The organism is Streptomyces sp. NPDC001480, assembly GCF_042894725.1.
Lineage (GTDB): Bacteria > Actinomycetota > Actinomycetes > Streptomycetales > Streptomycetaceae > Streptomyces.
The window spans coordinates 276196-299859 of the sequence record NZ_JBIAVX010000006.1; the positions used below are offsets into that span (position 1 = coordinate 276196).

The following is a 23664-nucleotide window of genomic DNA, read 5'->3' on the forward strand; positions in this document are numbered from 1 at the left end:
ACTTCCTGAGCGACCGTGAGCACGATCTTGCCCTGGATGTGCCCTCGGGCGGCGCGTTCGTGCGCCGCCCGGGCGTCCGCGAGCGCGAAGGTGCTGTCGACCGCCACGCGGACCGTGCCCGGTTCGAGCAGGCACGCCAGTTCGGCAACACTTGGTGTAGTCGATGAACCGGTCGACGCCCAGTTCACGCAGGAACGATTCATGCGCGCCCGATGCCACAGCGATGACACGCGCCCCCCTCCACTTCGCCAGCTGTACTGCGAAGTGCCCGACACCGCCCGCGGCGCCGTTGATGAGCACCGTCGTGTCGGCCTCGAGCGCCGTCGGGCGATGCCGTGCCTCCTGGACGGTGAGCCCGGCCATGGGTGCCCCGGCGGCATGCACGTGGTCGATGCCGACCGGCTTGCGCGCGAGGTCCGACGCGGGCGCGGCCACGTCCCCGGCGACGGCCTCGACGACGCCCGACACGTCCGTCCCCGGGATCACGGACAGGCTGACCGTCGATTCCGCCAGAGGGACAGATGCGGGCCGACGCCAGGAACCGACGCGGGAGGCGCTGCTCGATGCCCTGCTCCGCACGAGCTTCGACGCACTGACGGCGAAGGCAGCCGAGCTCGAGACGTCGGACTCGCCCGAAGCGCGCTCGTTTCGTGGCTACGCGACTGCGTCGGATGGACGACCGAGTACCGGGGCGTGACCGTGCTGATGGCAGCCGCCATCGAGGACACCGAATCCGCGCTCCACGCTTCGTGCGTCAGCCTGCGCGCAGCGGGTGCGCGGCTCCTCACCCGCGCTCAGGCCGCGGGCATGGCGAGGAGCGATATCGATGGCGCCGACGTGTTCGCTCTGGTGGCCATGCTCGCTTGGCTCGGCGACCAGCCCTCGCTCGCGCCACGCGCCGATCACCTCTTCGAGGTCGTCGCGAGCGCGATCCTGACGAGCGAGGGGAGCAGTGACTCCGTGGTCACCCCGTGTGGCTGAATCCGTACCGATCGAGGGTGAAGGTCGTTGAGCAAGGGGCCACTGGTGCGCCAGTGTGTACGGCCATGGAGCGCCGGAGCAGCACCGCTCGTCCGACCCGTCGGCAACTCCTCGCCGTAGCAGGGGCTGTTCCGCTCGTGGGCGTGGCCCCCGCAGCGAAGGCGGCGGCCCGCACCGACAACCCCTCCCTGGCCTTCACCCGTGCCACCAACGGCTCCGCCAGCCTCGCCCCGGCCGGCGACCGCCTGATCGCCGAGGTGCAGGGCACCCTGTGGTCCCTGCCCCGCACCGGCGGTACGGCACACGCCCTGACGCCGGCCGACCTGGAGCCCAACCGCCCCACGCACTCGCCGGACGGCGAACTCATCGCCTTCTGTGCCTACCGGGACGGCGGCTTCCACCTCTGGACGGTACGCCCCGACGGCTCCGGCCTGCGGCGACGCACCGACGGACCCTGGGACGACCGCGGCCCGGCATGGGCACCCGACAGCACCCGGCTCGCCTTCTCCTCCGAACGCGGCGGCGATGATGTCGACGGCAGCCCGTACCGGGTCCACGTCCTGGACCTGCGCACCGGCCGGATCACCCGGGTCACCGGCCTGCCCGGCCAGGACGGCCCCCTTCAGGACGGCCCGTGGGAGGACTTCGACCCCACCTGGTCACCGGACGGCACGCACATCCTGTTCGTCCGCGCGAGGACGGTCAGCACCGCCCTCGGCCTGAGTGTGGAGGCCCGTACGATCGCCGCGGTGCCCGCCGACGGCACCGGGCCGGTCACCGTCCGGCACACCGAGACCGAGGCCGCGCAGGTCATGGCTCCCGCCGTCGCCCCCGACGGCCGCCTGGCACACCTGCGCACCACCGCCGCCCCGAACGGCTCCTGCACCCTCGTCGTCGACGGCCGCCCCGTCCCCGTCACCGGCGACATCGCGCCGGTGCCCCCGCGCTGGACGCCGGCCGGGCGGCTCCTGCTGACGCTCGACGGCGCCTTCACCCTCGTACGACCGGAGAGCCCCGAGCAGCCGGAGGCCATCCCCTTCGGGGGCGTGCTCCCGGTGGAGCGGCCCCGGTACCGGACCAAGAAGTACGACTTGGGGCAGGCCCGCACCCGTCCGGTGCGCGGGATCCATCTGCCAGCGCTCTCGCCGGACGGCCGACAGATCGCGTTCGCGGCCCTCAACTCGCTGTGACTCGCCCAGAGTTCGGGGGGACGTCCGCCACAGCGGCTGCACAAGGCGGCGCCAACCCGCTATCTGCTCGCTCCCGCCTGGGCACCCGACGGGCGGTCGCTCGTCTACGCCGACGACCGCGACGGGCTCCTCGGCGTGTACCGGCACGATCTCGCCACCGGCGCGGAGACCGCGCTCGCGACCGGCGGCCGAGTGCATCCGGCGCTGTCACCCGACGGGCAACGGCTCGCCTGCCTCGACCTGACCGGCCGGCTCCTCGTCCGTGACCTGGCTTCCGCAGAGGAACACGTGCTGGCCGAGCCTCTCGGCGGTGGCGGACTGCCAGGCCGCCCCAGTTGGTCGCCCGACGGCCGCCACCTCGCCCTGTGTGACCGCAACCGCCTCAACTCCCGCTTCCGGGAGGGCTACAACCTCATCCGGATCGTGGACACCACGACCGGCGCCGCCCGCCTGCACGCAGTGGCGCCCCACACCTCCATCGCCGACCGCTACGACTCCGGGCCCGTCTGGTCGCCCGACGGCCGCTGGATGGCGGTGGTCGTCGAGTCGACGCTGTGCCTGCTGCCGGTCGACCCCGACGGCACCCCGCGCGGCGACCTGCGCCCCCTCACCGACGAACCGGGCGACCATCCCTCGTGGTCCGCCGACTCCACGACCCTGCTCTACCTGTGCGCCGGCCGACTGCGCCTCGTCGGCGTCGACGGCGACTTGGTCCGCACGGTCCGCATTCCCCTCGACGCCCCGAGACCCACGCCCGCCGACCTGGTGGTGCACGCCGGACGCCTGTGGGACGGCACCGCCGAGACGACCCGTGACGACGCCGACATCGTCGTACGGGGTGGACGCGTCACGGCGGTCGAGCACCACCGCTCAGGGCGGCGAGAGGCCCTCCACCGTATCGATGCCTCCAGGCGCACCGTGATCCCAGGACTGTGGGACACCCACACCCACCCCTGGCAGAGCACCTACGGCGGGCGCCAGACCGTCGGCCAGCTCACCTACGGCATCACCACCGTCGTCTCCCTGGGCGGTTTCGCCTACGAACAGGCCCGCATCCGCGAGGCGGTGGCCACAGGACAGCTCGCCGGGCCCCGGCTGCTGACCACCGGTGAACTCCTCGACGGAGCCCGCGTCGCCTACAGCATGGGCCGCGCGCACCGGACCAGGCAGGGTCTGCGCCGCTCACTGGAAAGGGCCGCGGCGCTGGACTGGGACTTCGTCAAGACGTATGTGCGAGCTCCCGGTTGGGTGATGGCGGAGGCCGCCCGCTTCGCCCACGACCGTCTCGGTGTGCGCACCGGAGGCCATCTGCTCTCCCCCGGCGTCCAGCTCGGTCAGGACCTGACGACCCATCTCCAGGCCACTCAGCGGGCCGAGTCCGGTCACTCGGTCACCGCCACGGGCCGCGCCTACCAGGACCTCGTGGAGATCTACACCGCGCGCGGGGTGCGCTTCTCGCTGATCGCCACCCCCTTCACCGCCCTGCCCCTCCTCGGCGCGGACCCCGACCTCGCCGGCGACCCCCGGGTCACCGTGGTGATGCCCCCGTGGGACGCCGCAACCGTCCGGCAGGCGGCAGGAGTTCCGCCCACGGCGGCCCAACTCGCCAGCTTGCGAACGGAGACCGACATCTACCGGCGCGTCCTGGCCGCGGGCGGACTCCTCGCCCTCGGCACGGACCAGCCGCTCGTTCCCGTCGGCCTCTCCCTCCACCTCGGCCTGCGCGCCCTTCACCAGGGCGGCCTGTCCCCGGCCCAGGCCCTGCGCACCGCCACCGTTCTGCCCGCCCGTCTCTTCGGTGCCGACCGCGACCTCGGCACCCTCGAGGAAGGCAGACTCGCCGACCTGACCGTGGTGGACGGCGACCCGTTCACCGACTTCGCCACCCTGGTCCGTACCGTGGCGGTGCTCAGGGGCGGAGTGCCGTACACCACCGAGGAATTGACGGCAGCCTTCGAACCCACGACCCGGCTCGCGGCCACGGCCGGGGAGGAATGGCTCGGGGTGGGGCGGCTGATGCGCAGGGACGGCTGCTGCGACGTTCACCAGACGTGAGGTCCCGCGGGCAAGGCGCCACATCACGTCGGGTGCAATCACGCAGCCAGAGTCTGGGGTGTTCGAGGGGCCGTATGACGGTCCGCTCGCATGCGTTCCAGGAGGGCGTCGGCCGCGGTGAGGGCCTCGTCCACCGACTGGGTGCCGGTCATGACGCACAGCCTCCTGGAGGTGTCTTCCAGCTCTCGGCTCGAGTAGCCGGTGGGATGCAGGTCATGCCGGAAGCGGGCCTCGGCGAACCGGGCCAGCACCGCGCGCAGTTCTTTCTCCGCAGGCAGCAGCACAGCGACAACCCCTTTCGAGCAGATACTTCCGCCGGAAAGATCGTGTGCCCGCAATCGATCACCGTATGCTGCCGTCACGGCGCCGACCGGGCGGTGCCGGTGCGCACATCGCCCCCGCGGGTCCTGAGGCGTACGCCTCCTTCGGTGAGCACGCGGTGCACGAAGCCGTAGGACCGCCCGTGGGCCTCGGCTATGGCTCGGATCGACCGGCCCTCGCCGTATTCCTGGGCGAAGGTCTCAGCCAGCCGCACGCGGGCACCACCTGTGATCCACTTCCCCTTCTGCACGAAGGCCTCCTCTCGTCCCTCATTCCCCGCTTCCGCGCGCGACCCGGTCGTCCTGACGCTCCCGGCCCTCGTCACGTGCCTGCCGGAAGGCGTCGGAGATCGTCTCGGCGGCGCCGGACAGGGCTCCCTTGGTCTTGCCGCGGGCGCCGGACTCCGTGAGCTGCCCGGTGAGCTCCGTAAGGCCGGCTGGTTTGCGCGGCCCCGCTTCCAGGTCGAGGCGGTTGCACGCCTCGGCGAAGCGCAGGTAGGTGTCGACGCTGGCGACCACGATCCGTATGTCGATCTTGAGTATCTCGATACCGACGAGGGAGACCCGCACGAACGCGTCGATCACCAGCCCGCGGTCGAGAATGAGTTCCAGAACGTCGTAGAGGCCACTGGAACCGCCCCCACCACCCTGCTGTGTCGCCACGGTCATCGCGACCAACCCCTTGTCATCCGTCTCTGCGCGGTCCTGTCGGCGCTGTTCCTCGCTACGAGGCACACCTGTGGGAGCGGGTAGCCCCATCGGCCAAGACCAAACAAACGTGCGAGTGGCCGCGGTGTGCTCGCCAGGCGGCACACCGCGACCACTACGAACTCGGCCCGGACCTGCGGCCCGGGGTCCTCAGCGGGTGCTGAGCATGCCCTCGCGCAGCCGGGCGAGGGTGCGGGAGAGCAGGCGGGACACGTGCATCTGGGAGACGCCGAGGCGTTCACCGATCTGTGCCTGGGTGAGTTCCTCCACGAAACGCATGTGGATGATCTGCCGGTCTCGCTCCCCGAGCGCGGCGATCATCGGGGCGAGGGCATGAAAGTCTTCCACGAGCTCGAGGGCCTGGTCGTCGCTGCCGATGAAGTCGGCCAGGGCGCTCTCGCCGTCCTCGCCGGTGCCCAGGGTGGCGTCCAGGGAGGTGGAGTTGTAGCCGTTGGCGGCGAGCCGGGCCTCGATGACTTCGTCCTCGGGCAGGCACATCAGCTCGGACAGTTCCTTGACCGTCGGTGTGCGGCCCAGCCGGCTGCGCAGCTCTTCGGTGGCGCGGGCGAGCTGGACTCGCGCCTCCTGAAGCCGGCGCGGCACGTGCACGGCCCAGGTGGTGTCGCGGAAGAACCGCTTGATCTCGCCGACGATGTAGGGCACGGCGAAGGAGGTGAACTCCACCTCGCGGGACAGCTCGAACCGGTCGATGGCCTTGATCAGTCCGATCATGCCGACCTGGACGATGTCCTCCATCTCCTCCGGGCCCCGGCTGCGGAAGCGGCCGGCCGCGAAGCGGACCAGGGACATGTTCATCTCGATCAGCGTGTTGCGCGCGTACTGGTACTCGGGCGTGCCCTCCTCCAGCACCGCCAGCTGGTCGAAGAACAACCGCGACAGCTCACGCGCGTCCTTCGGCGCAACCCTGGAGGGGTCGGCGACCCTCGGCAGGCCGGATACGCCGGTGTCCGTCTTCGCCGCAGTCACTGTCGCCATGATGCTTCCCTCCCCTGTCGCCGCACTGCACGCCCTCGGCCTGCCACGGGCCGACGACGAATCGCCTACCCAGGTGTGTGCAGCTCATGCCCGCAAGTGCGGACGTTGTCGGTCATCGCCACGCCACCCACTCACGCCTGGGCGGCTGACCTGGACCGTTGTCCTACAGGGGCGGGCGTCCGGCGATGCCGCCACCGGGGTCGTCGGGCAGCGCGATGCGGGCGGTGATCCGCTTGCCCACCGGCTCCCGCACCACCTCGAACCCCTGGGCGACGGCCATCACGATCTCCAGGCCGTGCTGACCCACCCGGCCCGGATCCGCCGCCCGCGCCACCGGCAACGTGGGGTCGCCGTCCCAGACCGTCACCTCGACCAGGTCGCCGACGATCCCCAGTTCCATCAGCACCGGCCCCGGCGCGTACTTGCGGGCGTTGGTGACCAGCTCGCTCACGACCAGCTGGGTCAGATCCATGGCGCGGGCCGACACCGGAAGCCCGTGCTCCGTCTGCACGGCGGCCAGGAACCGGATGGCCACGTGACGGGCCTCAGCGATACAGCCGCCGTCGCCCCCCAGAGCTATCGCGGTCCGGGCCGGCCCAGACTGCGGCGGATTGCCGCCCTCACCCACGGGTACCGCTTCCACCAAGGCCGCCCTCACCCTCCATCCCCGGCGTCTACCCGCCGGGTCGTCCCACACGCCCTGTCCACCCCGTCCGGCCCAACCCGTACGGAGGCTCCCCGTACTATGCACATCAGCCCGCCGGGAGAGCCGGTCCGTAAGTATCTCCGACAGTATTGAGGCAAGCATGGCGGACTCCGACAAAGCGCATGAGCCCGGCCGTCTGTCGGTGGCGTCCGTCGCCACCAGCGGTATCCGCGTGCTGGCCGTGACCGGCGACATCGATCACCACACGGCCCAGCCCCTCCATCAGGCCCTGGACGTGACGCGCCTGGGTTCCCCGCCGCGTGTGGTGATCGACATGCGGCAGGTGACCTTCATGGACTCCGCCGGCATCAACCTGCTCATCGCCGCCCGCCGGGCCACGACACAGCGGCACGGCTGGCTGCGCCTGGCAGGCGTCCCCGACTCCGTCATGCGCACCCTTCGCATCGTGGAACTCGACACGATCATCGACTGCTACCCCACCCTCCCCGACGCCCTGCGGCCCTGACCGAGGCGCAGCCTCGCCCTGCTGTACGCGGAAGCAGCACTGTGCCGGCCCCTCGTCCGAAGGGCCGGCACAGTTGGTCATGGCGACGCGATCCAACGTCTGCGCGTGTGCACGCTCAGCACTCGCCTCGCCAGCGCACGCTGTAGAGGACCTCGGTGTACGGGGCGGTCCACTTGTACTCGCCGGGCCCGGGGTTGTAGTGGATGCAGCTGGTGGCGGTGCCGTCCCCTTCGTACCAGTAGGTCATGTCGACGTGGTCGGCTCCGGGATAGCGGTATCCGTTGTTGAAGACGGACCGGAAGGCCACCTGACCACTCCAGTTGCCCGCCGTTTTCAGCACGAGCGTGCCGGTCTGGTCCGGTCCGCTCCAGGCGCAGAAGTACCCCTTGGGGCATCCGGGCGGGTTCGCTTCGGCGGAGGCGGTCGGAGCCGACGCGATGACACCGAGTATCGCGGCGGCGGCCGTCACAGTTGCCGCGGTCTTCTCGCGCATGTGGTTCCCCCTGTGTTGGTCGCTGCTGTCATTCCTGGCGCCGGGACGTGTGTTCACCGGCTTGCCCTGATTGCGTCCGCACCATGACACGCATCCAGGCGGCCGCGCCAGGCCCTTGAGCCAAGCCTGAAATCCGCTGGTCGAGCCGGGCAGGATGGGCATTCTTCGCCAGCAGGGCGGTACCCAGTGGCGTCAGGGTGTGCAAGATCGACGCGCCGCTGCGCTGGCTGTGGACCAGCCCCGCGCGGGACAGTGCGTGGACGTGCTGGCTCGCCGCAGCGGCGGACACCTCCAAGCGCAGGGCAAGTTCAGTGGTGGTGGCTCCGGCGTGCAATGCTCTGAAGACCTTCGCTCGGGTGCGCCCCAACAGTCCTTCGAGGGCGTCCGGCGGCCGGGCGGCCGGCTCTCTCACCGTGTGGTTGACCGGGTAGACGAGGACCGGACGCAACTGCGCGTCCGCGAGAGCAATGGGCACCCGAGAACAGAACCGGGACGGGATGAGGCGCAGTCCCCGACCGGAAAGCCACTGGTCACGTTCGATGGGGTATTTCACGTGCAGGACCGGTGGATCCCAGCGCACGGCGGGGCCCAGCGACTCGAAGAGGCACGGGACACCGCCGTCACGGAGGGCGCGTGCGCGCAGAGCACGATCGGCCTCCACATACGCCTCCAACCGCGTCCAGTCCGGAGCGATGACCGCGTCATGCACCGAGCGCAGTGCCCGCACCAGTTCGGTCATGTGGCGTTGGTTGCGGTCCGGGTCGGCCAACTGTCGTATCACGTGCGGCAATCGACGCCACTGGCCACCTGCCAGCAATTCCAATTCACGTCGGACTCGAAGCTGCGGAGTGCCTTGTACTGCGGAAAGGCCTTCTTCGACACCGTCGGTCGACTCGGCCGGGGTGAGAAAGTCCGGCACATAGCCCTTTTGCGGGACAAGGGCCTTCAGGAACCGGACCTGATTGCTCAGCGTCTTCTGCGCGACCGCTTCCCGTGCTCGAAAGCGCCACTCATGGAATGGGCGCACCGGCCTCGGAGAAACCAGTTGCTGTAGGCCGAGTATCGTTTCCCATAACGGATCAGCCCTGGCTGCCACATGCGTCAGTGCCAAGTCGTCGAACGTGAAGTGAATGCGTAGCACGGCCCCCGTCACCAGCCTTCATGCGTGAATACGTGGGGCCCGGCCGTCCCCGGCCGGGCCCCACTTGAATCTCCGTCAACGGCACCGCGCCTCACATCGAGGGCGCGTGCCTACCAGCGGTACCAGCGCCCCCTGCGGCCCGCACCATCCGCGGACCGGACGACGAAGCCCAGCAGCCACACGGCGAGCACGATCACCGCGATCCACCACAGCGCCTTCAGCGCAAAGCCCGCGCCGAAGAGGATCAGAGCCAGAAGAAGAACCAGAAGCAGGGGAACCATCGTTATCAACCTCCTGACCACCGGATGCCCTTACTTCACCCCTACAAGCACACAAAATGCGTGTTACTTCCGCGGGATGGAGGGCAAGCGCGCCGTGCCGCTGTTCCCTTACTTCCCGCCGATGCCCTTCTCACCGATGTGGAAGATCTTGCGGCTGCCGCGGGTCATGTCGACGACCAGCCTGGTGGTGCTGCTCTTGCTCCAGGTGAGGGTGACGACGGCCTCGGTGTGATCGGCGGTGCCGTTGTCGGTGACCTTCCAGGCGAGCGGGACGTTCTGGGCGCGCAGGACGCCGTCGGCGTGCTCCTTCTTCTCCCAGGCGTTCAGTTCCTTCTGGAAACCGGCGGTGAGGTAGTGGCTGCGCAGTGCGGCCCCGAGCTTGCCGCTGTCCTCGTCGGTCACCGCGTCGATGTAGGCGCCGTAGAAGTCGGCGATGCGGGTGATGTTGTCGGAGGGCTTGCCGCTGACGCTGCGCGGGGTGCCGGCGGAGGCCGCCTGGGCGGTGGCGCCGAGGCCGAGGGCGACGGCGAGGACGCCGGCGGTCAGGGCGGTGCGGGTCTTGCTGTTCACGTGTGTTCTCCGTTTTCCGAAGTGTGTGGTGATCGTCGGTGGGCCGCCCTCCCGACCCCCGTGGCGGGAGGGCGGCCCGGGTGGTGCGGTCAGTGGAGCTTGGTCACGGCCGCGGCGGCCGTCTTCTTGAAGTCCTTCACCGGCGCGTCCTGGAAGCCGCCCAACTGGCCCCAGTCGACGACCGTCACGGTCCTGCCGTCCCGTCCGACCGCGAGGAGGCGGATGTCGCTCGCGCCCCCGGAGGTCTCGGTGTGCAGGCCGTAGAGGTGGGCGCCCTCCTCGACGGGCAGCGTGCCGTAGTCCTTGAACGTGACCTCGAGGTCCCAGTCGGCCTTCTCGGTCCGTGCCGCGCAGGACCTGATGTCCTGGTCCAGCCGCGAGAACCGGCCCTTCGCCGCACTGACGCTCGACGACTCGACGCTGACCTGACGGGCGTTCGTGTCGAGGCCGGTCCGGAAGTCGCGGTACCAGGAGTCCCGGCCGTCGCCGAGCACCATGCCCAGGCAGCGGTCCAGTTCGACCGCCTCCGGTACGCCGGCGGTGACCTTGCCGGCCGTCCACGACGAGAACGGGTGCGGCGGGAGGTCCTTGGCCGCGAGGAAGCCGGGTGCCTTCGCGGCGGCGTTCGCCGGTGCGGCGAGCGCGGTGCCGAAGGCGAGACCTGCGGCGGTGAGTGCGATGAGCGCGCCTGCTCGGGTGCGCTTGGGCATGGATGTCCCCCGTGAACGAGTGCATGGGTGTCGGATGTCGCGGCGGCGCCGGTGGCCGGTCCGGCCCCTGGTCGGTGCGACACCAAGAGCATCGGCCGCCACGGAGGCCCGGCGCAACGCTCGACGCCCGTTGGGCGACGGTGGAACCATCCCAGCCCTTCTGACGTGCAGGTATATGGAGTGCCTGGGATGCGGGATGCACGGGATTCGGTGGACGACGGGGGAACGGTGTCGGCTCGGGGCGACGTCGAGCGGTTCGCGGAGCTGCTGCGGCGGTTGAAGGACCGTACGGACCGGAGCTACGGCTCCCTGGCCCGGCGCGTGAACATGAACACCTCGACACTGCACCGCTACTGCGCGGGGGAAGCCGTGCCCCAGGACTTCGCACCCGTGGAACGGCTGGCCGCCTTCTGCGGGGCGACGCCGGAGGAACGACTCGAACTGCACCGGCTGTGGCTGCTCGCGGTGGCGGCACGGCAGCGGGTACGTACGGCGGGTGGGGCGGGTGAGGAGCCGGTGGGCGAAGCGCCCGCCGCCGTCGAGGAGGCCGCCGCGCCGCAGGTCGCGGAAGAGCCCGGCCCCTCCCCCGCCCCGGCCCCGGCTCCCCGCCCCTGGTACCGCCGGCGACGGGTCCTGGTGTCCACGGCTGTCGCCTGCGGGCTGCTCGCGACTCTGGGCAGCCTGCCGGCCCTGCCGACGGACCGCTCCCCGGACGTCTCCGGCCCGCACGTCTCGTCGGGCCCGCGGACGACCGCTCCCACGACGCCCCATCGCTCGTCGAAGCCGGAACCGTCCGCGGACTCCTCCCCCACCGACGACCGGAGCTCGTCCTCACCCGTCGCGAAGCACAAGGCACCCGGCTCGTCCGCCCCCGGCTCGTCCGCCGCGGGCACGAACCCCACCGGCGCCGGAAAACCGGCCACCGGCCTGCCCGTCACCTGGAGCGCCGACTCCCAGGTGTGGAAACTGGGCTGCGGCCACGACTACGTCATCGACAAGCCGCCCACGCAGGTCCCCCCGCCCCCGGTCCAGCAGGACGCCGCAGCGTGGGCGGCAACCCAGGGCGCGGTACACGGACGGCAGACGATGGTGCAGATCTCGGTGCAGGGCCGGTCCTCCACGGCCGTCGTCCTCGAGGCGCTCCGGGTCCGCATCGTCAGCCGCGGCAACCCGGCGGCCGGCAACGCGTACGCCATGGACCAGGGCTGCGGCGGTGAGATCACACCCCGTGGCTTCACAGTGAACCTCGACGCCGACCGTCCCATCGCCCGCCCGAAGGACGGCGCCGACAGCGAACACACCATCCCGGCCGTGCACTTCCCGTACCGCGTATCCGCCGAGGACCCCGAAGTTCTCCTGGTCGACGCGACTACCCAGACCTACGACGCCCGCTGGTACCTCGAGCTCGACTGGTCCTCCCAGGGCCGCACCGGCACGATCCGCATCGACGACCACGGCCGCCCGTTCCACACCAGCAGCATCAAAGGAATGCCACGCTACTGGTACGGCACGAACGACTCCGGCGGGCGCCAGTGGGTCCCCTACGGCAACTAGGCCCGGGGCCAGGCGGGCCTCCCCCTACCGGTGCTCGGGGTTCTCGTAGTCACGGCGGCAGCCGGCGTCCCAGGCGGTACGTTGGTTGCCGTAGGCGGGAATGCCGCCCAGATCCTTCAAGGCCCGGGCCAGGTGCAGCAGGTTCCAGGTCATGAAGGTGGTGTTGCGGTTGGTGAAGTCGTTCTCCGGGCCACCCGAGCCAGGGTCGAGGTAAGAGGGACCGGGGCCCGCCTCGCCGATCCATCCGGCGTCCGCCTGGGGCGGGATCGTGTATCCCAGGTGCTGAAGGCTGTAGAGGACGTTCATGGCGCAGTGCTTGACGCCGTCCTCGTTGCCGGTGATCAGGCAGCCTCCCACACGGCCGTAATAGGCGTACTGCCCTGCTTCGTTGAGCAGGCTGGAGCAGGCGTAGAGACGTTCGATCACCCGCTTCATCACGGAGCTGTTGTCACCCAGCCAGATGGGTCCGGCCAGCACGAGGATGTCGGCCGCCATGACCTTCCGGTACAGCTCCGGCCAAGCGTCCGTCTCCCACCCGTGCTCCCTCATGTCGGGCCACACACCGGTGGCGATGTCGAGGTCCACCGCCCGCACGACATCGACCCGTACGCCCTGTGCGTCCAGGATGGCGGTGCTGCGGTCGATCAGTCCCTGGGTGTTGCTCGGCCCCGGCGAGCGCTTCAGGGTGCAGTTGATCACCAGAGCGCCCAGGTCGTCGTACCGGGCCGGCGGCGCGTCGGTGGGGGGCGATGTCGCGGTCACGCGGTCCTCAGGACGGGGGCTGGAGAACTGCGTCGATGACGTAGATGGTGGCGTTCGCGGCCTTGAGGTTGCCGCAGACGATGTTCGCCTTGCCGTTGACCTTGAAGTCGGTGCCCGAACCCGACGTGGTCAGTTTGCTGCCTTCCACTGTCTTGAAGGAGCCGTTGGGGAGTTCGTCCGGGGTGATCTGCTTGTCCACGACGTGGTAGGTCAGCACCTTCTTCAGCTGCCCCTGATCGCCGAGGAGCGAGACAAGCTGCGAGGCGGTCACATTCTGGAAGGCCTTGTCGTTCGGAGCGAAAACGGTGATGTCGGGTTTCCCGTCGAGGGCGTCGTTCAGTTTTGCCCTGACCGTGGCTGAGACCAGCTGGCTGAGCTGCGGATATGCGGCAGCAGCCTCCGCGACCTTGTCCTTGGCCGTGTCGACCTTCTGGGAGATCCCCGAGCAGCCGGGACCGAACGTCCCCGACGGGCTGGGGGAGGCATCCTGAGCGCTGTGCGACGCCAGACCTCCGAGCGCGAGCGGGACGGCGACCAGAGCTGACGTGGTAGCCCTTGCTGTACGCATGTGGATGAACCTCATCGCAACCTTCCCTCCCGTGGAGGCGTGGACAGTGCAGAGGTTTGTAGTGCGGAAGTCTTCGATGCCCGCGGACGGGGCGGTGGCGACTGCTGCGCCACGGCCTTGGCCGTCATCACCCGGCCACTCAGCGAGCGTATCCAGCAAGTGCCGGTGACCGCATCTCGACACACGTCCACATGCGGCGCCGACAGGATTGAGGTACTCCTCGAATGAGAACGCACCGCACTCGGCACGCCCGCGACGTCCGGACCATCCACACCAGCGGACCCGTCCACCGTCATCGCCGCTTCTTACGAGACGGAGGCCGCACTCATGACTGAGCCGACCCGGCGTGTGGACAGGCAGGAGGGCCGGCCGTCGACGCGCGCGGCGGTGTACGAGACCCACACCGCGGTCCTCTTCTTCGTCGGCGACCGCGCCTACAAACTCAAGAAGCCTGTGGAGCTGGGGTTCGTGGACCACACCACGGTGGCGGCCCGCCGGGCCGCGTGCGAACGCGAAGTCGCTCTCAACCGCCGCTTCGCCCCCGACGTCTATCTGGGCCTGGGCGAGTTCCTCGGCCCCGACGGGGAAGAAGCCGAACCGCTCGTGGTGATGCGCCGCATGCCGACGGACCGCCGCCTCTCCCAACTGGTGCGGGAAGGGGCCGCCGTCGACGACGTGCTCCGGACCGTCGCGCGCCACCTCGCCTCCTGGCACGCGGACGCGCCCCGGGGCCCCGATGTGGACGAGCAGGGCACGCGGGACGCGCTGTCGTCGCGATGGGACGCGAGCTTCGCCCAGGTCCGGGAGCTCGCCGCGGACGGTGTCGTGCCCGACGGGACGGCGGAGGCCGAGTGGCTGGTGCGCCGCTATCTCGCCGGCCGTGAGCGGCTGTTCGACGCCCGCATCGCACAGGGGCGGGTGGTCGACGGCCACGGCGACCTGCTCGCCGAGGACGTCTTCTGCCTCGGCGACGGCCCGCGCGTCCTGGACTGCCTGGAATTCGACGACCACCTCCGCTACGTCGACGGACTCGATGACGCCGCCTTCCTCGCCATGGACCTGGAACAGCTCGGAGCCCCGGACGCCGCGGCGTACTTCCTCGCCCGGTACAGCGAATACTCCGGCGACCCCGCACCCCCTTCGCTGTGGCACCACTACGTCGCCTACCGCGCGTTCGTGCGCGCCAAGGTCTCCCTGATCCAGGCCGACCAGGGCACGCCGGGCGCGGAGACGGCGTCACGACGGCTGGTGTCGACGGCGTTGCGTCACCTGCGCACGTCGGCCGTCGCCCTGACGCTCGTCGGCGGACTCCCGGGCAGCGGGAAGTCCACCCTTTCCGGAGCGCTGGCCGACCGGCTGGGGGTCACCCTGCTCAGCAGCGACCGCCTCCGCAAGGAGCTGGCGGGCATCCCCGCGGAGCAGTCCGCGGCGGCCGGCTACGGCGAGGGCCTGTACACACCCGAGTGGACCGCCAGGACCTATGCCGTCCTGCTCGAGCGTGCGGCCAGCCTGCTGTCCTCCGGTGAGTCGGTCGTCCTGGACGCCTCCTGGTCCGATACGGGACAGCGTGAAGCGGCACTGCGCGTGGCCGAGCGGACCAGCGCCGACCTGCTGGCCCTGCACTGCCACGTTCCGGGTGACGTGGCGGCGGCCCGTCTCGACACGCGCGCCCCCGGGATGTCCGACGCGGACGTCGTCATCGCCACCGCCATGGCGGCCAGGGAACCACCGTGGCCCGAGGCCGTCGCGGTCGACACCAGCGGGTCGTTGGAGTCCGCGGTCTCCCGGGCGCTGAGAGCCGTACGCCCCTGGGGCACCGGCCAGGCCCCGGTCTTCCGCCGCCCCTACATGGAGCCGGACTGAGTGCGAGGCAATCGAGCCGAGTGCCACAGCTATCCGCCCCGGAGGTGTGTCATGGCGAACCCTGTGGTCGTGGGAGTGGACGGGTCCACGTCGAGCCTGGACGCGGTGGAGATCGCGGCACACGAGGCCGGCCTGCGGGGCGTGGGGCTGCGGCTGGTGCACGCCTTCGGGTGGCCGTCCATGCACCTGCCGCCCGGTGGGTATCCTCTGTGGAATCCTGCCGTGGCAGGGGTGCGCGAACTGGTGGACGACGCGTTGACCAAGGCCGAACAGCGTGCCCGCAAGGCTGTCCCGGACGTGGAGATCACGCGTGAGGTCACCGTCGGTGAGCCGCTGATGGTGCTTGAGATCGAGTCGCGCACCGCCTCGCTCATCGTGGTCGGCAGCCGCGGGCTGGGCGCGTTCGGCGGCATGCTGCTCGGTTCCACCGCCGTACACCTGACCGCACACGGTCGCTGTCCGGTGCTGGTGGTACGCGGCCGGCCGAACCCGAGCGGTCCCGTACTCCTGGCGGTCGACGGCTCACCGGCCGGCGAGCAGGCCGTCGAGTTCGCGTTCGCCGAAGCGTCGCTGCGCGGCGTGGACCTGGTGGCGCTGCACGTGTGGAACACCTGGAGCGAGCCGGTCCATCGGGGCCCTGTCAATGCTCTGGACGTGATCGTGGACGTGGAGCAACTCCGCGAGGAGGAGCAGCGGTTGCTGGACGAGACTCTGCGCCCGTGGCGTGAGCGCCATCCCCGGATCACGGTGGAGCGGCGGCTGGTGCTTTCCCGGGTTCGTCCGGCCCTGATCGAGGCGAGCCGCGACGCGCAGTTGGTCGTCGCGGGTGCCCGGGGCCGCGGCGGCTTCACGGGCCTGCTGCTCGGCTCGGTGAGTCAGGCCCTGCTGCACCACGCGCACTGTCCCGTCGCCGTGATCCGGGGCACACAGCGTCCATGACGGCAGCCCCTCTCGCGCCGGTTCTTCCTGCTTCGCAGACGCCGTCTCATGTGGCGTCGTCGATGGCCTTCCGGCTTGGGAATCATGGAGCGGCGGGTGCCGGACGAGTTGTGGCGTCACCGCTGTCCGCGCCCAGGGCCGCGAGCAAGCGCAGCCCGTCCTCGGCGGGGCTGCCGGGGGCCGCGGACAGCACCAGCAGCTCCATGCCTGGTTCGTCCGGTAGGGCGAAGTTCTCCTGGTGCAGTTCCAGCAGTCCGACCAGCGGGTGCCGGTACGCCTTGCGTCCATGTGTGCGGGCGCGCACGTCCGCGCGGGCCCAGAGGCGGCGGAACCGCTCGCTGCCCATCGCCAACTCTCCTATGAGCGAGGCCAGTCGGGGGTCCTCGGGGTACTTGCCGGCGGCCAGGCGCAGGTGCCCGACCACGTCGAGGGTGCATTTCTCCCAGTCCGCGTACAGACCGCGTTCGGCCTCCTCGAGGAAGATGTGCCGGGCGGTGTTCAGGCCCGGCATCGGCCGGCCGAAGAGGAGCCCGGCGAGGCGGTTCCCGGCGAGCACGTCGAGGCGGTGGTCCATGATCAGCGCCGGTGCGTCGGTGACCAGGGCGAGGACGCGCAGCAGCTCCGGCCGGACCCGCCCACCCGGCGCCTTCGCACGGCGGCGGCGCTGCCGGGCGAGCCGGTAGAGGTGTCCGCGTTCGGTCTCGTCGAGGCCGAGGACGCGGGCGAGCGCGTCGAGGACCTGCTCGGAGGGCTGGGTCGCGCGGCCCTGCTCCAGGCGTACGTAGTAGTCGACGCTGACTCCGGACAGGTGTGCGACCTCTTCGCGGCGCAGCCCTTCGACCCGGCGGCGGCTGTCGGTGGGGATGCCGACGACCGCCGGGTCGACCCGGGAACGCCTGGTCCGAAGGAAGCCGGCGAGATCGTCCATGCGCCCAGTATGGCCTTGGCGGTGGCCGTGAAGGTGGCCCTGCCGATACCAGGAAGTCCCGTCCGACGGAAGAGGCGCCCCTGAACGCCGGGTGCCGCGACACCCAGGATCGAAGGCACCCGATCCGAAGGAGTCCCCATGAAGACGCTGATCGTCTACGCCCACCCGGAGCCGAAGTCGCTCAACAGCTCACTGAAGGACCTCGCGGTGTCCACGCTGGAGAACGCCGGGCACGACGTACGGGTGAGCGACCTGTACGCGATGAACTGGAAGGCGGTCGTGGACGCCGCGGACTACGGCCCCGACGCCTCGAGCCCGCTGAAGGTCGCCCTGGACTCGGGCCGGGCCTTCGACGCCGGCACGCTGACCCCCGACGTCGCGGCCGAGCAGGAGAAGCTGCTGTGGGCCGACACGATCATCTTCCAGTTCCCGCTGTGGTGGTACACCATGCCCGCGATCCTCAAAGGCTGGGTGGACCGGGTGTTCACCTACCACTTCGCGTACGGCGTGGGCGAGCACAGCGACACCAGGTACGGCGAGCGCTTCGGTGAAGGCACCCTCGCGGGCAGGAAGGCTCTGCTGTCGGTGACCGCGGGCGGACCGGAATCGCACTACTCCGCTCGCGGGATCAACGGCCCCATCGACGATCTGCTGTTCCCGATCCACCACGGCATCCTCTACTACCCGGGCATCGAGGTGCTGCCGCCGTTCGTGCTGTACGGCGTCGACCGGATGACCGGCGAGGACTACCCCGACGTCGCCAAGGCCTGGGAGCGGCGCCTGCTCGCCCTGGGGTCGACCGAGCCGATCCCGTTCCGGCGGCAGAACTTCGGTGACTACGAGATCCCCTCGCTGCACCTGAAGGAGGGACTGGAGCCGGCGGGCCGCACGGGGTTCGGACTGCACGTGCGCGGTTGACCGCTGACGCGCCGAGCGCCACCGGGCAGGCGTCTACTCGTGAGCGCTGATCACACCGTCGGCGCTGAGCACGACGTATACGCCGTTGGCGTCGAGCCCGGCGTCGTGCTGCTTCGTCTCCAGCGTGGCCAGAACCTGACCGCTGTGCACGATCTCGGCGAGGTAGTGCTGGGCGCCGAGCTCGTAGATCTCGGCCTTGCTGCCGTCCGCCAGGGTCTGGGTGCGGACCGGGGCTGCCGCCTTGGTCGCGGCGACCTGTGCGGTGGTGTGGTGCGCGGCGGACGCCACGGACTGCACGTCGGTCAGAGGCTTGTCTGCGGCGTCCTTGCACCCTCCCTGGAATGCGGTCAATCCCCGCGAGACGAACGGCCGGATCTGCTGTTTCCTGCACCCCATGAGATGACACCAGGACAGGAGTTGTTCACCGGGTTCTGTCCGCACTTGGTAACAAGGGAACTGGGCGCCGCCGCTGGCCAAGGAAGAGATGGGCCCGCAGGCCACCCGCGTGCGGGAGGGACCTACGCTCGGGTGAACCCGTGGCTGCGCTCCACCTTCGCCACATGCAGCGTGTAGCTCTGGTACCACTCGGCTCGCCCGCGCTTCTGCGCCGCGTGGTGCTCGGCGTTGTTCCGCCACTCCGTGAGGGCCTCGGCGTCGCGGAAGTAGCCGACGGTGATGCCAGCCCGCCAGGAGTCTGCGCGTGGTCCATCCCCAGGAACCCCGGGACGTCCTTCACCAGGTCTTCCATGCGTGCGTTGGTCTCGCTGTATCCGCTCTGGTCCTCGGTTCGCACCGTAGTGAACACAGCCACGTAGTAGGGGGGTTCATAGGCCTCGACGGGCGCGACAGGCGCTTCGGAGTGGTTGCTCATGGCGTCACTGTAAGGCAGGGGCTCCGGGCGGGTTCGCTGACTGTCCGTCACATCCGTTCCGAGTAAAGCCTGTCGAGGAGAGCCAGTTCCTCCTGGGTCAGGCGAAGGGCGCCGGCAGCGATGTTCTCGGCAAGGTGGGCGGGGTTGCTGGTGCCGGGTATGGCCAGCACGTGGGGTCCGCGGTGGAGGGTCCAGGCGAGCCGTATCTGGGCGGGCGTCGCGCCGTGGGCGCGGGCGACCGTGTGGAGGCGAGCGTCCCGCTCCTGGTCCGCTGCCGCCTCGCGTCGCAGCCCGGAGATCGCGAAGAACGGGACGAAGGCGATGCCCTGCTCCAGGCACAGGTCCACGAGTCCGCTCTCATCGGCGCGGCGCCAGTCCAGGCCGTAGGAGTTCTGCACGCACACCACGGGCGCGATCGCCCGGGCCTCGGTGACGTGCTGCGGCCGGACGCTGGAGAGCCCGAGGTGCCGGACCAGGCCCGCCGCGCGCAGCTCGGCGAGGGCGCCGAAGTGCTCGGCGACCGAATCCAGTCCATTGCTTCGCAGGTACACCACGTCCAGGTGGTCCCGGCCGAGCTGGCGCAGGTTCTCCTCGACGTGGCCGCGCAGCTGGTCGGGGCTGGCCATGGAGAACCACTCGCCGGAGGCGTCGCGCCCCGGGCCGACCTTGGTCGCCACGACCACGTCGTCGCGCCAGGAGGCGAGGGCCCGGTTGATGAGCTCGTTCGCGGAGCGCAGCGGCGAGAAGTAGAAGGCCGCCGTGTCGATGTGGTTGACGCCCTGCTCGAACGCGCTGTGCAGCAGCCGGACCGCGGCACCGCGGTCGATCGGCGTATCGTCGGAGTTTCCCAGCATGCCGTTGCCCGTCAGCCGCATCGCACCGTAGCCGATCCGGTTCACCTCCAGGTCCCCGAGCTTCCAGGTCCCTGCTGCCGCCGCCGCGTTCACCGTGCTCCTCCACCTGTCGGTCCATCAGGTTCAGGAGTATGGGACGACCACGGGGTGCGGTGACAGGCCAAAAGGCTGGGCGAAACGTCACACCCGTATCGGGAACGAACCGTCACCGCACAGCCGTTGAACCTACCGAGCGACGGTAGCGAGCAGCAGGTCCCGCGCCAGCCTGGAACCTAGGCGCGCGCCGAACGGCGACTCAGTATGGGCTCGGCCAGAAGTCTCGCCATGCCGCAGAGGGTCTGGCCGTGCCGGGCGAAAAGTTCGTCACGCGAGTCGAAATGGCCAAGGTCCGCCAGGACATGAGCCGAGAGATCGCACGCGGCGTCGGCCGCTGGGCAGACCGTCACGCCGTCCCAGTCGATCGCTGTCCTGGACAGCGCCTCGAAGAGCGTCTCCGTGCCTGCGTTGGTGAAGCCGCCGCCACTGCCTTCGCTCAGCTCGTCGAGGCCACCGAAGAGTTCCGAGACCGTCAACCAGGGCGCGGTGAGGTGTTCGGTCGGTGACGGCCCGTCAAGTCGGAACTCCGGCCATGCGAGCACAACTTGGTGCGGGACGATCCGGTGGAAGCGGGGGAAGCGCGGGTACCAGAACCTCCCGTCCACCAGCAGGCCACGGACCCGCGTGGCCACCCCGGATGCCCGCGCTACGGCTTCCAGTACCGCAAGGCGTTGGCTGCACGATCCGCGGCGGCGGCGGATCACCTCCGACACGGGTCGCTCGTCCTGAACCGAGTACACGGGCTGAACAGCTGCGGCGATCCATCGGTGAGCCTCGCGCAGGACCGCTGTCCGGTGGGCGGGACCCGAGGTGTCGGCAGAGTCAGCCGGGATGTCGATCAGCCGGAGCAGTGAGGAGACGTTCGGATGCTGCCAGTCCAGAATCCGCGTCGGGGCCGTGCTCCCTTCAACCGTTCCCCTGTCGGCCATGCGCACGCGGACACGGCCTCGCGGCGTGAGGAGGGAGCTCGTCATGACCGTGGTCCTCTCGTTCAGCGCGCTTCGGGCGGCAGGACGTATCCTGACAGGGATTTTGAACGCGTTCAACTGTGGTGGAGCTCTGCCGGCCCGACCTGGTCGTCGTGCTCCGCGACGGATCCCTCCACGGATCCCGCGTCCCCCGAGTGGTCTGCGAGGGCATCCTGGCGCTGAGGGCGTGCGGCGCGCCCACGGCTGGGAGGGATGAAACCCATGGGACTCCTCGACGGAAAGACCGCGCTGATCACCGGGGCGGGTACCGGCATCGGCCGGGCGACGGCGCTGCTGCTCGCCGAGGCGGGCGCGACGGTGATCCTCGTCGGACGTCGGCCGCACGTCCTCCAGGAGGTGGCCACGGCCGTCGGGGACGCCGGTGGCAGGGCCTTCACCCGCCCCACGCACGTCGAGAACGCCGGGGAGGTCCGGGAACTCGTCGCGTGGACGCGGGAGATGGCGGGGCCCGTCGACATCCTGGTCAACAACGCCGGCGGCGCGAGCAGGGTGCTCGACGTCCGCTGGATCAGCGAGGCCGAGTGGAACGCCGTCATGGGCGTCAACCTCACCGCGGTCTATCTTCTCACCCAGGCCGTCCTCCCGGACATGCTGGCGCACGGCGGCGGCACGGTCATCACGGTTTCCTCGCTCGCCGCGGTGCGGCCCACCCTGCTCGGCGGAGCCCCGTACGGCGCGGCGAAGGCGGGCGTGCGCAACTTCATGACGTACCTGCGCAACACCTACCGCAACGACCTGGTCCGCGCCACCTGCATCATGCCCGGTGAAGTGAACACACCGATCCTCGACGACCGCGCCGTCCCGCCGGGCGAGGAGGCGCGGGCCGCCATGGTGCAGCCGCAGGACGTGGCGCGAGCCGTCCTGCTGTGCGCCACGCTCCCGCAGCGGACGGTCGTCGAGGAGTTGGTGATCGCGCCGACCCTGGTGCGGGACACATCCGCCGACGTCGAGGCGAGCCGTTGGATCGGGGCCCCGGAGGACGCCCGCGAAGATCGATGATCCGGGGTGTCCCAGCGCGGCTCGACCGGGTCAGGGCCCAGCGTCCCGCCTGTGCGCCACCGCTCCGCCGCGCAGTGCCGCGGGGTGGCGCAAGGCAGCGCCGGGCACCGGGGTCATCCCGAAGCGGGCGTAGTACGGCTGCAATGGCACGTCGCAGAGCAGATCCACCGAGTAGAACTGTTCCGTGCCCTCCAGGATGCGGCGCATCAGCTCGCTCCCGATTCCCTGGCCCTGGTAACCGGGAAGGACCTCCAGCCAAGGAATTGCCGCGGTGAGGACACCGTCACTGATCATGTTCACGAATCCGATGACACGACCCGCCGCATCGTCGATCGCCAGCACCGCGCGGAAGCTCCCGCGCAGCACGGCCAAGTGCTGTGCTGGGGAGGGTGCGTTGTGCCAACCGACGAAGAAGCCACACAGCATGCCTTCGTCGGCCTTGGCAATGTCATCGGTATATCGGATCACGCCCAACCCCCACGAAACGAGCCTGCCGGCACGGGACCGGCGAACGTACGACGCATCGATACTCCAGTGGCCGACCGGACGGGGACGCAGCCACTATCGATCGCCGAAGCCCGGCGAACACGCCCGGAACCGGTCGTTCTCAATGGGTGTCCGCCACTGAGGTTTCCAGTTCGGGGTCACGGCGCGGGCCTGGCGCTGCCGCTCGTGCGACGCCTGGCCCGCGCCGTCGGTGGCGGGTGTCCTACGGCTCCGGGCGCGTGCCCGGAGCCGGGGTGGCGATCAGCCTGCCTGCCGCGGGGCCGGGGCCTCCTCCTCCTCTGCCGGCCGGACGGCCGTCCGGCGCTCCCGCACCTGGGCGTAGGCCATCAAGCCGAACAGCACGGCGAGCAGGACGGCTGACGAACCCGCGGTACCGAGGTCCAGGCCGCCCTTGGCGACGGGCTTGGTGAGGAAGTCGCCCGCGGTGGCGCCCAGCGGGCGGGTGAGGACGAAGGCGAACCAGAACAGCAGCACGTTCGAAACCGCGGGCACCTTCATCAGCGCCGCGAGCACGGCGAGCACCCCTGTCACCAGCAGGGCACCGCCGGCGTAGCCGAGGCCGGAGCTGTCGGAAAGGAAGTCGCCCATGGACGTGCCGAGGGTGTTCGACACAAGGATCGCCGACCAGAACAGGGCCTCACCCCTGAAGGTGACGATGTCGCGGATCTGGAACGTCATCCCGCTCAGCTTCCAGACGAGGAAGATCGCCAAAAGGATCGAGACGAGGATCGCCGCTCCGGCGGGGTAGCCGAGGCCCAGGCCCTGCGGGCCCCAGCCCAGCTTCGTCGCGCCGTTCGAGAGGTACTTGGCACTGGCGTCACGGTTCATGAAGTCGGACATCGTGGTGCCGGCCATGCTGGTCGACAGGATCACGGTCCAGTAGAAAAACGGGTTGTAGTGGCTGGATCGCAACTGGATCACGAGCGTCACCACGAAGACCAGGAACAGCGCGATCGTGGTGAGGAAGTAGCCCAGTTTCAGTGTCTGCGCGAAGAGGTCGCCCGCCGTCTCGCCCAGGGTCGTCGCCGCGATCTTCATGATCCAGAAAGCCAGCGTGACCTCGGGCAGCTTCTTCATCACCGACTTGGTCGTACTCGACGTGCTCGCCACGCCGAGGTCGGTGAGGACCTCCGGTTTCTCCAACTCAGCTTCTCCTGTCCGGTCGAACGACAGGGCGCTCGCCCCCGGGAAGCGGGACG

Annotated in this window: 24 protein-coding genes and 4 pseudogenes; 8 read left to right on the top strand and 20 right to left on the bottom strand. The window is 70.0% G+C overall.

Annotated elements, in window-relative coordinates:
* Positions 1-8 precede the first annotated feature (8 nt).
* A pseudogene (locus ACFY01_RS16800) lies at positions 9-516 on the bottom strand (zinc-binding dehydrogenase); the annotation flags it as partial.
* Between ACFY01_RS16800 and ACFY01_RS16805 the strand changes: the two are divergent.
* A pseudogene (locus tag ACFY01_RS16805) lies at positions 404-981 on the top strand (TetR family transcriptional regulator). The pseudogenes ACFY01_RS16800 and ACFY01_RS16805 sit on opposite strands and share 113 nt — an antisense overlap.
* A 65-nt stretch (positions 982-1046) precedes the next feature.
* Positions 1047-4226 (top strand): annotated as a pseudogene (locus ACFY01_RS16810) (amidohydrolase family protein).
* A 38-nt stretch (positions 4227-4264) separates the two neighbouring features.
* On the opposite strand, the gene ACFY01_RS16815 reads toward ACFY01_RS16810, so the two are convergent.
* The 5 genes from ACFY01_RS16815 to ACFY01_RS16835 all read right to left on the bottom strand — a co-directional run bounded on the left by ACFY01_RS16815 (position 4265) and on the right by ACFY01_RS16835 (position 6878).
* On the bottom strand, positions 4265-4510 hold the full coding sequence (locus tag ACFY01_RS16815) for a DUF5133 domain-containing protein (RefSeq protein WP_390736452.1): 246 nt from the start codon (positions 4508-4510) through the stop codon (positions 4265-4267).
* A 74-nt stretch (positions 4511-4584) separates the two neighbouring features.
* Positions 4585-4797 carry a helix-turn-helix domain-containing protein gene (locus tag ACFY01_RS16820; RefSeq protein WP_390736453.1) on the bottom strand — a complete coding sequence of 71 codons (213 nt, stop codon included), beginning with the start codon at positions 4795-4797 and terminating at the stop codon, positions 4585-4587.
* A gap of 19 nt (positions 4798-4816) precedes the next feature.
* Positions 4817-5215: a gas vesicle structural protein GvpA gene (locus tag ACFY01_RS16825; RefSeq protein WP_390736454.1), complete on the bottom strand. Its 399-nt coding sequence runs from the start codon at positions 5213-5215 to the stop codon at positions 4817-4819.
* A gap of 189 nt (positions 5216-5404) precedes the next feature.
* A complete protein-coding gene (locus tag ACFY01_RS16830; RefSeq protein WP_390736455.1) occupies positions 5405-6250 on the bottom strand; it encodes an RNA polymerase sigma factor SigF in 846 nt (281 codons plus the stop codon).
* Between the two features lie 163 nt (positions 6251-6413).
* Positions 6414-6878, bottom strand: a complete 465-nt coding sequence (locus ACFY01_RS16835; RefSeq protein WP_390736694.1) for an ATP-binding protein — start codon at positions 6876-6878, stop codon at positions 6414-6416.
* 178 nt (positions 6879-7056) lie between these two features.
* On the opposite strand from ACFY01_RS16835, the gene ACFY01_RS16840 reads away from it, so the two are divergent.
* Entirely contained in the window at positions 7057-7422 is a 366-nt protein-coding gene (locus tag ACFY01_RS16840; RefSeq protein ID WP_390736456.1) for an STAS domain-containing protein, read from the top strand.
* 115 nt (positions 7423-7537) lie between these two features.
* On the opposite strand, the gene ACFY01_RS16845 is transcribed toward ACFY01_RS16840, so the two are convergent.
* The 5 genes from ACFY01_RS16845 to ACFY01_RS16865 form a co-directional block, all read right to left on the bottom strand.
* Positions 7538-7915, bottom strand: a complete 378-nt coding sequence (locus ACFY01_RS16845; protein WP_390736457.1) for a peptidase inhibitor family I36 protein — start codon at positions 7913-7915, stop codon at positions 7538-7540.
* A gap of 28 nt (positions 7916-7943) precedes the next feature.
* The gene (locus ACFY01_RS16850; protein WP_390736458.1) at positions 7944-9068 is read right to left on the bottom strand and encodes a DUF5937 family protein; all 1125 of its coding nucleotides are present in this window, start codon (positions 9066-9068) and stop codon (positions 7944-7946) included.
* Between the two features lie 98 nt (positions 9069-9166).
* Positions 9167-9337, bottom strand: a complete 171-nt coding sequence (locus tag ACFY01_RS16855; protein WP_390736459.1) for a hydrophobic protein — start codon at positions 9335-9337, stop codon at positions 9167-9169.
* Between the two features lie 108 nt (positions 9338-9445).
* Positions 9446-9907: a hypothetical protein gene (locus tag ACFY01_RS16860; RefSeq protein ID WP_390736460.1), complete on the bottom strand. Its 462-nt coding sequence runs from the start codon at positions 9905-9907 to the stop codon at positions 9446-9448.
* An 89-nt stretch (positions 9908-9996) separates the two neighbouring features.
* On the bottom strand, positions 9997-10617 hold the full coding sequence (locus ACFY01_RS16865; RefSeq protein WP_390736461.1) for a hypothetical protein: 621 nt from the start codon (positions 10615-10617) through the stop codon (positions 9997-9999).
* A gap of 189 nt (positions 10618-10806) precedes the next feature.
* Here ACFY01_RS16865 and ACFY01_RS16870 point away from each other — a divergent pair, with 189 nt between their 5' ends.
* Positions 10807-12171, top strand: coding sequence for a helix-turn-helix domain-containing protein (locus ACFY01_RS16870; RefSeq protein WP_390736462.1), 1365 nt, complete (start codon positions 10807-10809; stop codon positions 12169-12171).
* 24 nt (positions 12172-12195) lie between these two features.
* Here the strand turns inward: ACFY01_RS16870 and ACFY01_RS16875 are convergent, their stop codons facing one another.
* Together ACFY01_RS16875 and ACFY01_RS16880 are read right to left on the bottom strand one after the other, a co-directional pair.
* Positions 12196-12933, bottom strand: a complete 738-nt coding sequence (locus ACFY01_RS16875; protein ID WP_390736463.1) for a flavodoxin family protein — start codon at positions 12931-12933, stop codon at positions 12196-12198.
* A 7-nt stretch (positions 12934-12940) separates the two neighbouring features.
* On the bottom strand, positions 12941-13501 hold the full coding sequence (locus ACFY01_RS16880) for a fasciclin domain-containing protein (protein ID WP_390736464.1): 561 nt from the start codon (positions 13499-13501) through the stop codon (positions 12941-12943).
* Positions 13502-13828: 327 nt separating this feature from the next.
* On the opposite strand from ACFY01_RS16880, the gene ACFY01_RS16885 reads away from it, so the two are divergent.
* Together ACFY01_RS16885 and ACFY01_RS16890 are read left to right on the top strand one after the other, a co-directional pair.
* Positions 13829-15364 carry an AAA family ATPase gene (locus ACFY01_RS16885; RefSeq protein ID WP_390736465.1) on the top strand — a complete coding sequence of 512 codons (1536 nt, stop codon included), beginning with the start codon at positions 13829-13831 and terminating at the stop codon, positions 15362-15364.
* 51 nt (positions 15365-15415) lie between these two features.
* The gene (locus ACFY01_RS16890) at positions 15416-16303 is read left to right on the top strand and encodes a universal stress protein (RefSeq protein WP_390736466.1); all 888 of its coding nucleotides are present in this window, start codon (positions 15416-15418) and stop codon (positions 16301-16303) included.
* Positions 16304-16385: 82 nt separating this feature from the next.
* Here the strand turns inward: ACFY01_RS16890 and ACFY01_RS16895 are convergent, their stop codons facing one another.
* Positions 16386-17231 (bottom strand): helix-turn-helix transcriptional regulator, encoded by an 846-nt coding sequence (locus ACFY01_RS16895; RefSeq protein WP_390736467.1) that lies wholly within the window; start codon positions 17229-17231, stop codon positions 16386-16388.
* A 138-nt stretch (positions 17232-17369) separates the two neighbouring features.
* Between ACFY01_RS16895 and ACFY01_RS16900 the strand changes: the two genes are divergently transcribed.
* Positions 17370-18149 (top strand): NAD(P)H-dependent oxidoreductase, encoded by a 780-nt coding sequence (locus ACFY01_RS16900; RefSeq protein WP_390736468.1) that lies wholly within the window; start codon positions 17370-17372, stop codon positions 18147-18149.
* Positions 18150-18182: 33 nt separating this feature from the next.
* Here the strand turns inward: ACFY01_RS16900 and ACFY01_RS16905 are convergent, their stop codons facing one another.
* The 4 genes and pseudogenes from ACFY01_RS16905 to ACFY01_RS16920 all read right to left on the bottom strand — a co-directional run bounded on the left by ACFY01_RS16905 (position 18183) and on the right by ACFY01_RS16920 (position 20944).
* A complete protein-coding gene (locus ACFY01_RS16905; RefSeq protein ID WP_390736469.1) occupies positions 18183-18446 on the bottom strand; it encodes a hypothetical protein in 264 nt (87 codons plus the stop codon).
* Between the two features lie 221 nt (positions 18447-18667).
* Positions 18668-19020: pseudogene (locus ACFY01_RS16910) on the bottom strand (antibiotic biosynthesis monooxygenase family protein).
* 47 nt (positions 19021-19067) lie between these two features.
* The gene (locus ACFY01_RS16915; protein WP_390736470.1) at positions 19068-19967 is read right to left on the bottom strand and encodes an aldo/keto reductase; all 900 of its coding nucleotides are present in this window, start codon (positions 19965-19967) and stop codon (positions 19068-19070) included.
* A 179-nt stretch (positions 19968-20146) separates the two neighbouring features.
* Positions 20147-20944, bottom strand: coding sequence for a transglutaminase domain-containing protein (locus tag ACFY01_RS16920; RefSeq protein ID WP_390736471.1), 798 nt, complete (start codon positions 20942-20944; stop codon positions 20147-20149).
* A 216-nt stretch (positions 20945-21160) separates the two neighbouring features.
* Here ACFY01_RS16920 and ACFY01_RS16925 point away from each other — a divergent pair, with 216 nt between their 5' ends.
* Entirely contained in the window at positions 21161-21958 is a 798-nt protein-coding gene (locus ACFY01_RS16925; protein ID WP_390736472.1) for an SDR family oxidoreductase, read from the top strand.
* 30 nt (positions 21959-21988) lie between these two features.
* Here the strand turns inward: ACFY01_RS16925 and ACFY01_RS16930 are convergent, their stop codons facing one another.
* Positions 21989-22426 (bottom strand): GNAT family N-acetyltransferase, encoded by a 438-nt coding sequence (locus ACFY01_RS16930; RefSeq protein WP_390736473.1) that lies wholly within the window; start codon positions 22424-22426, stop codon positions 21989-21991.
* A gap of 279 nt (positions 22427-22705) precedes the next feature.
* Positions 22706-23608 (bottom strand): hypothetical protein, encoded by a 903-nt coding sequence (locus tag ACFY01_RS16935; RefSeq protein WP_390736474.1) that lies wholly within the window; start codon positions 23606-23608, stop codon positions 22706-22708.
* Between the last annotated feature and the right edge of the window lie 56 nt (positions 23609-23664).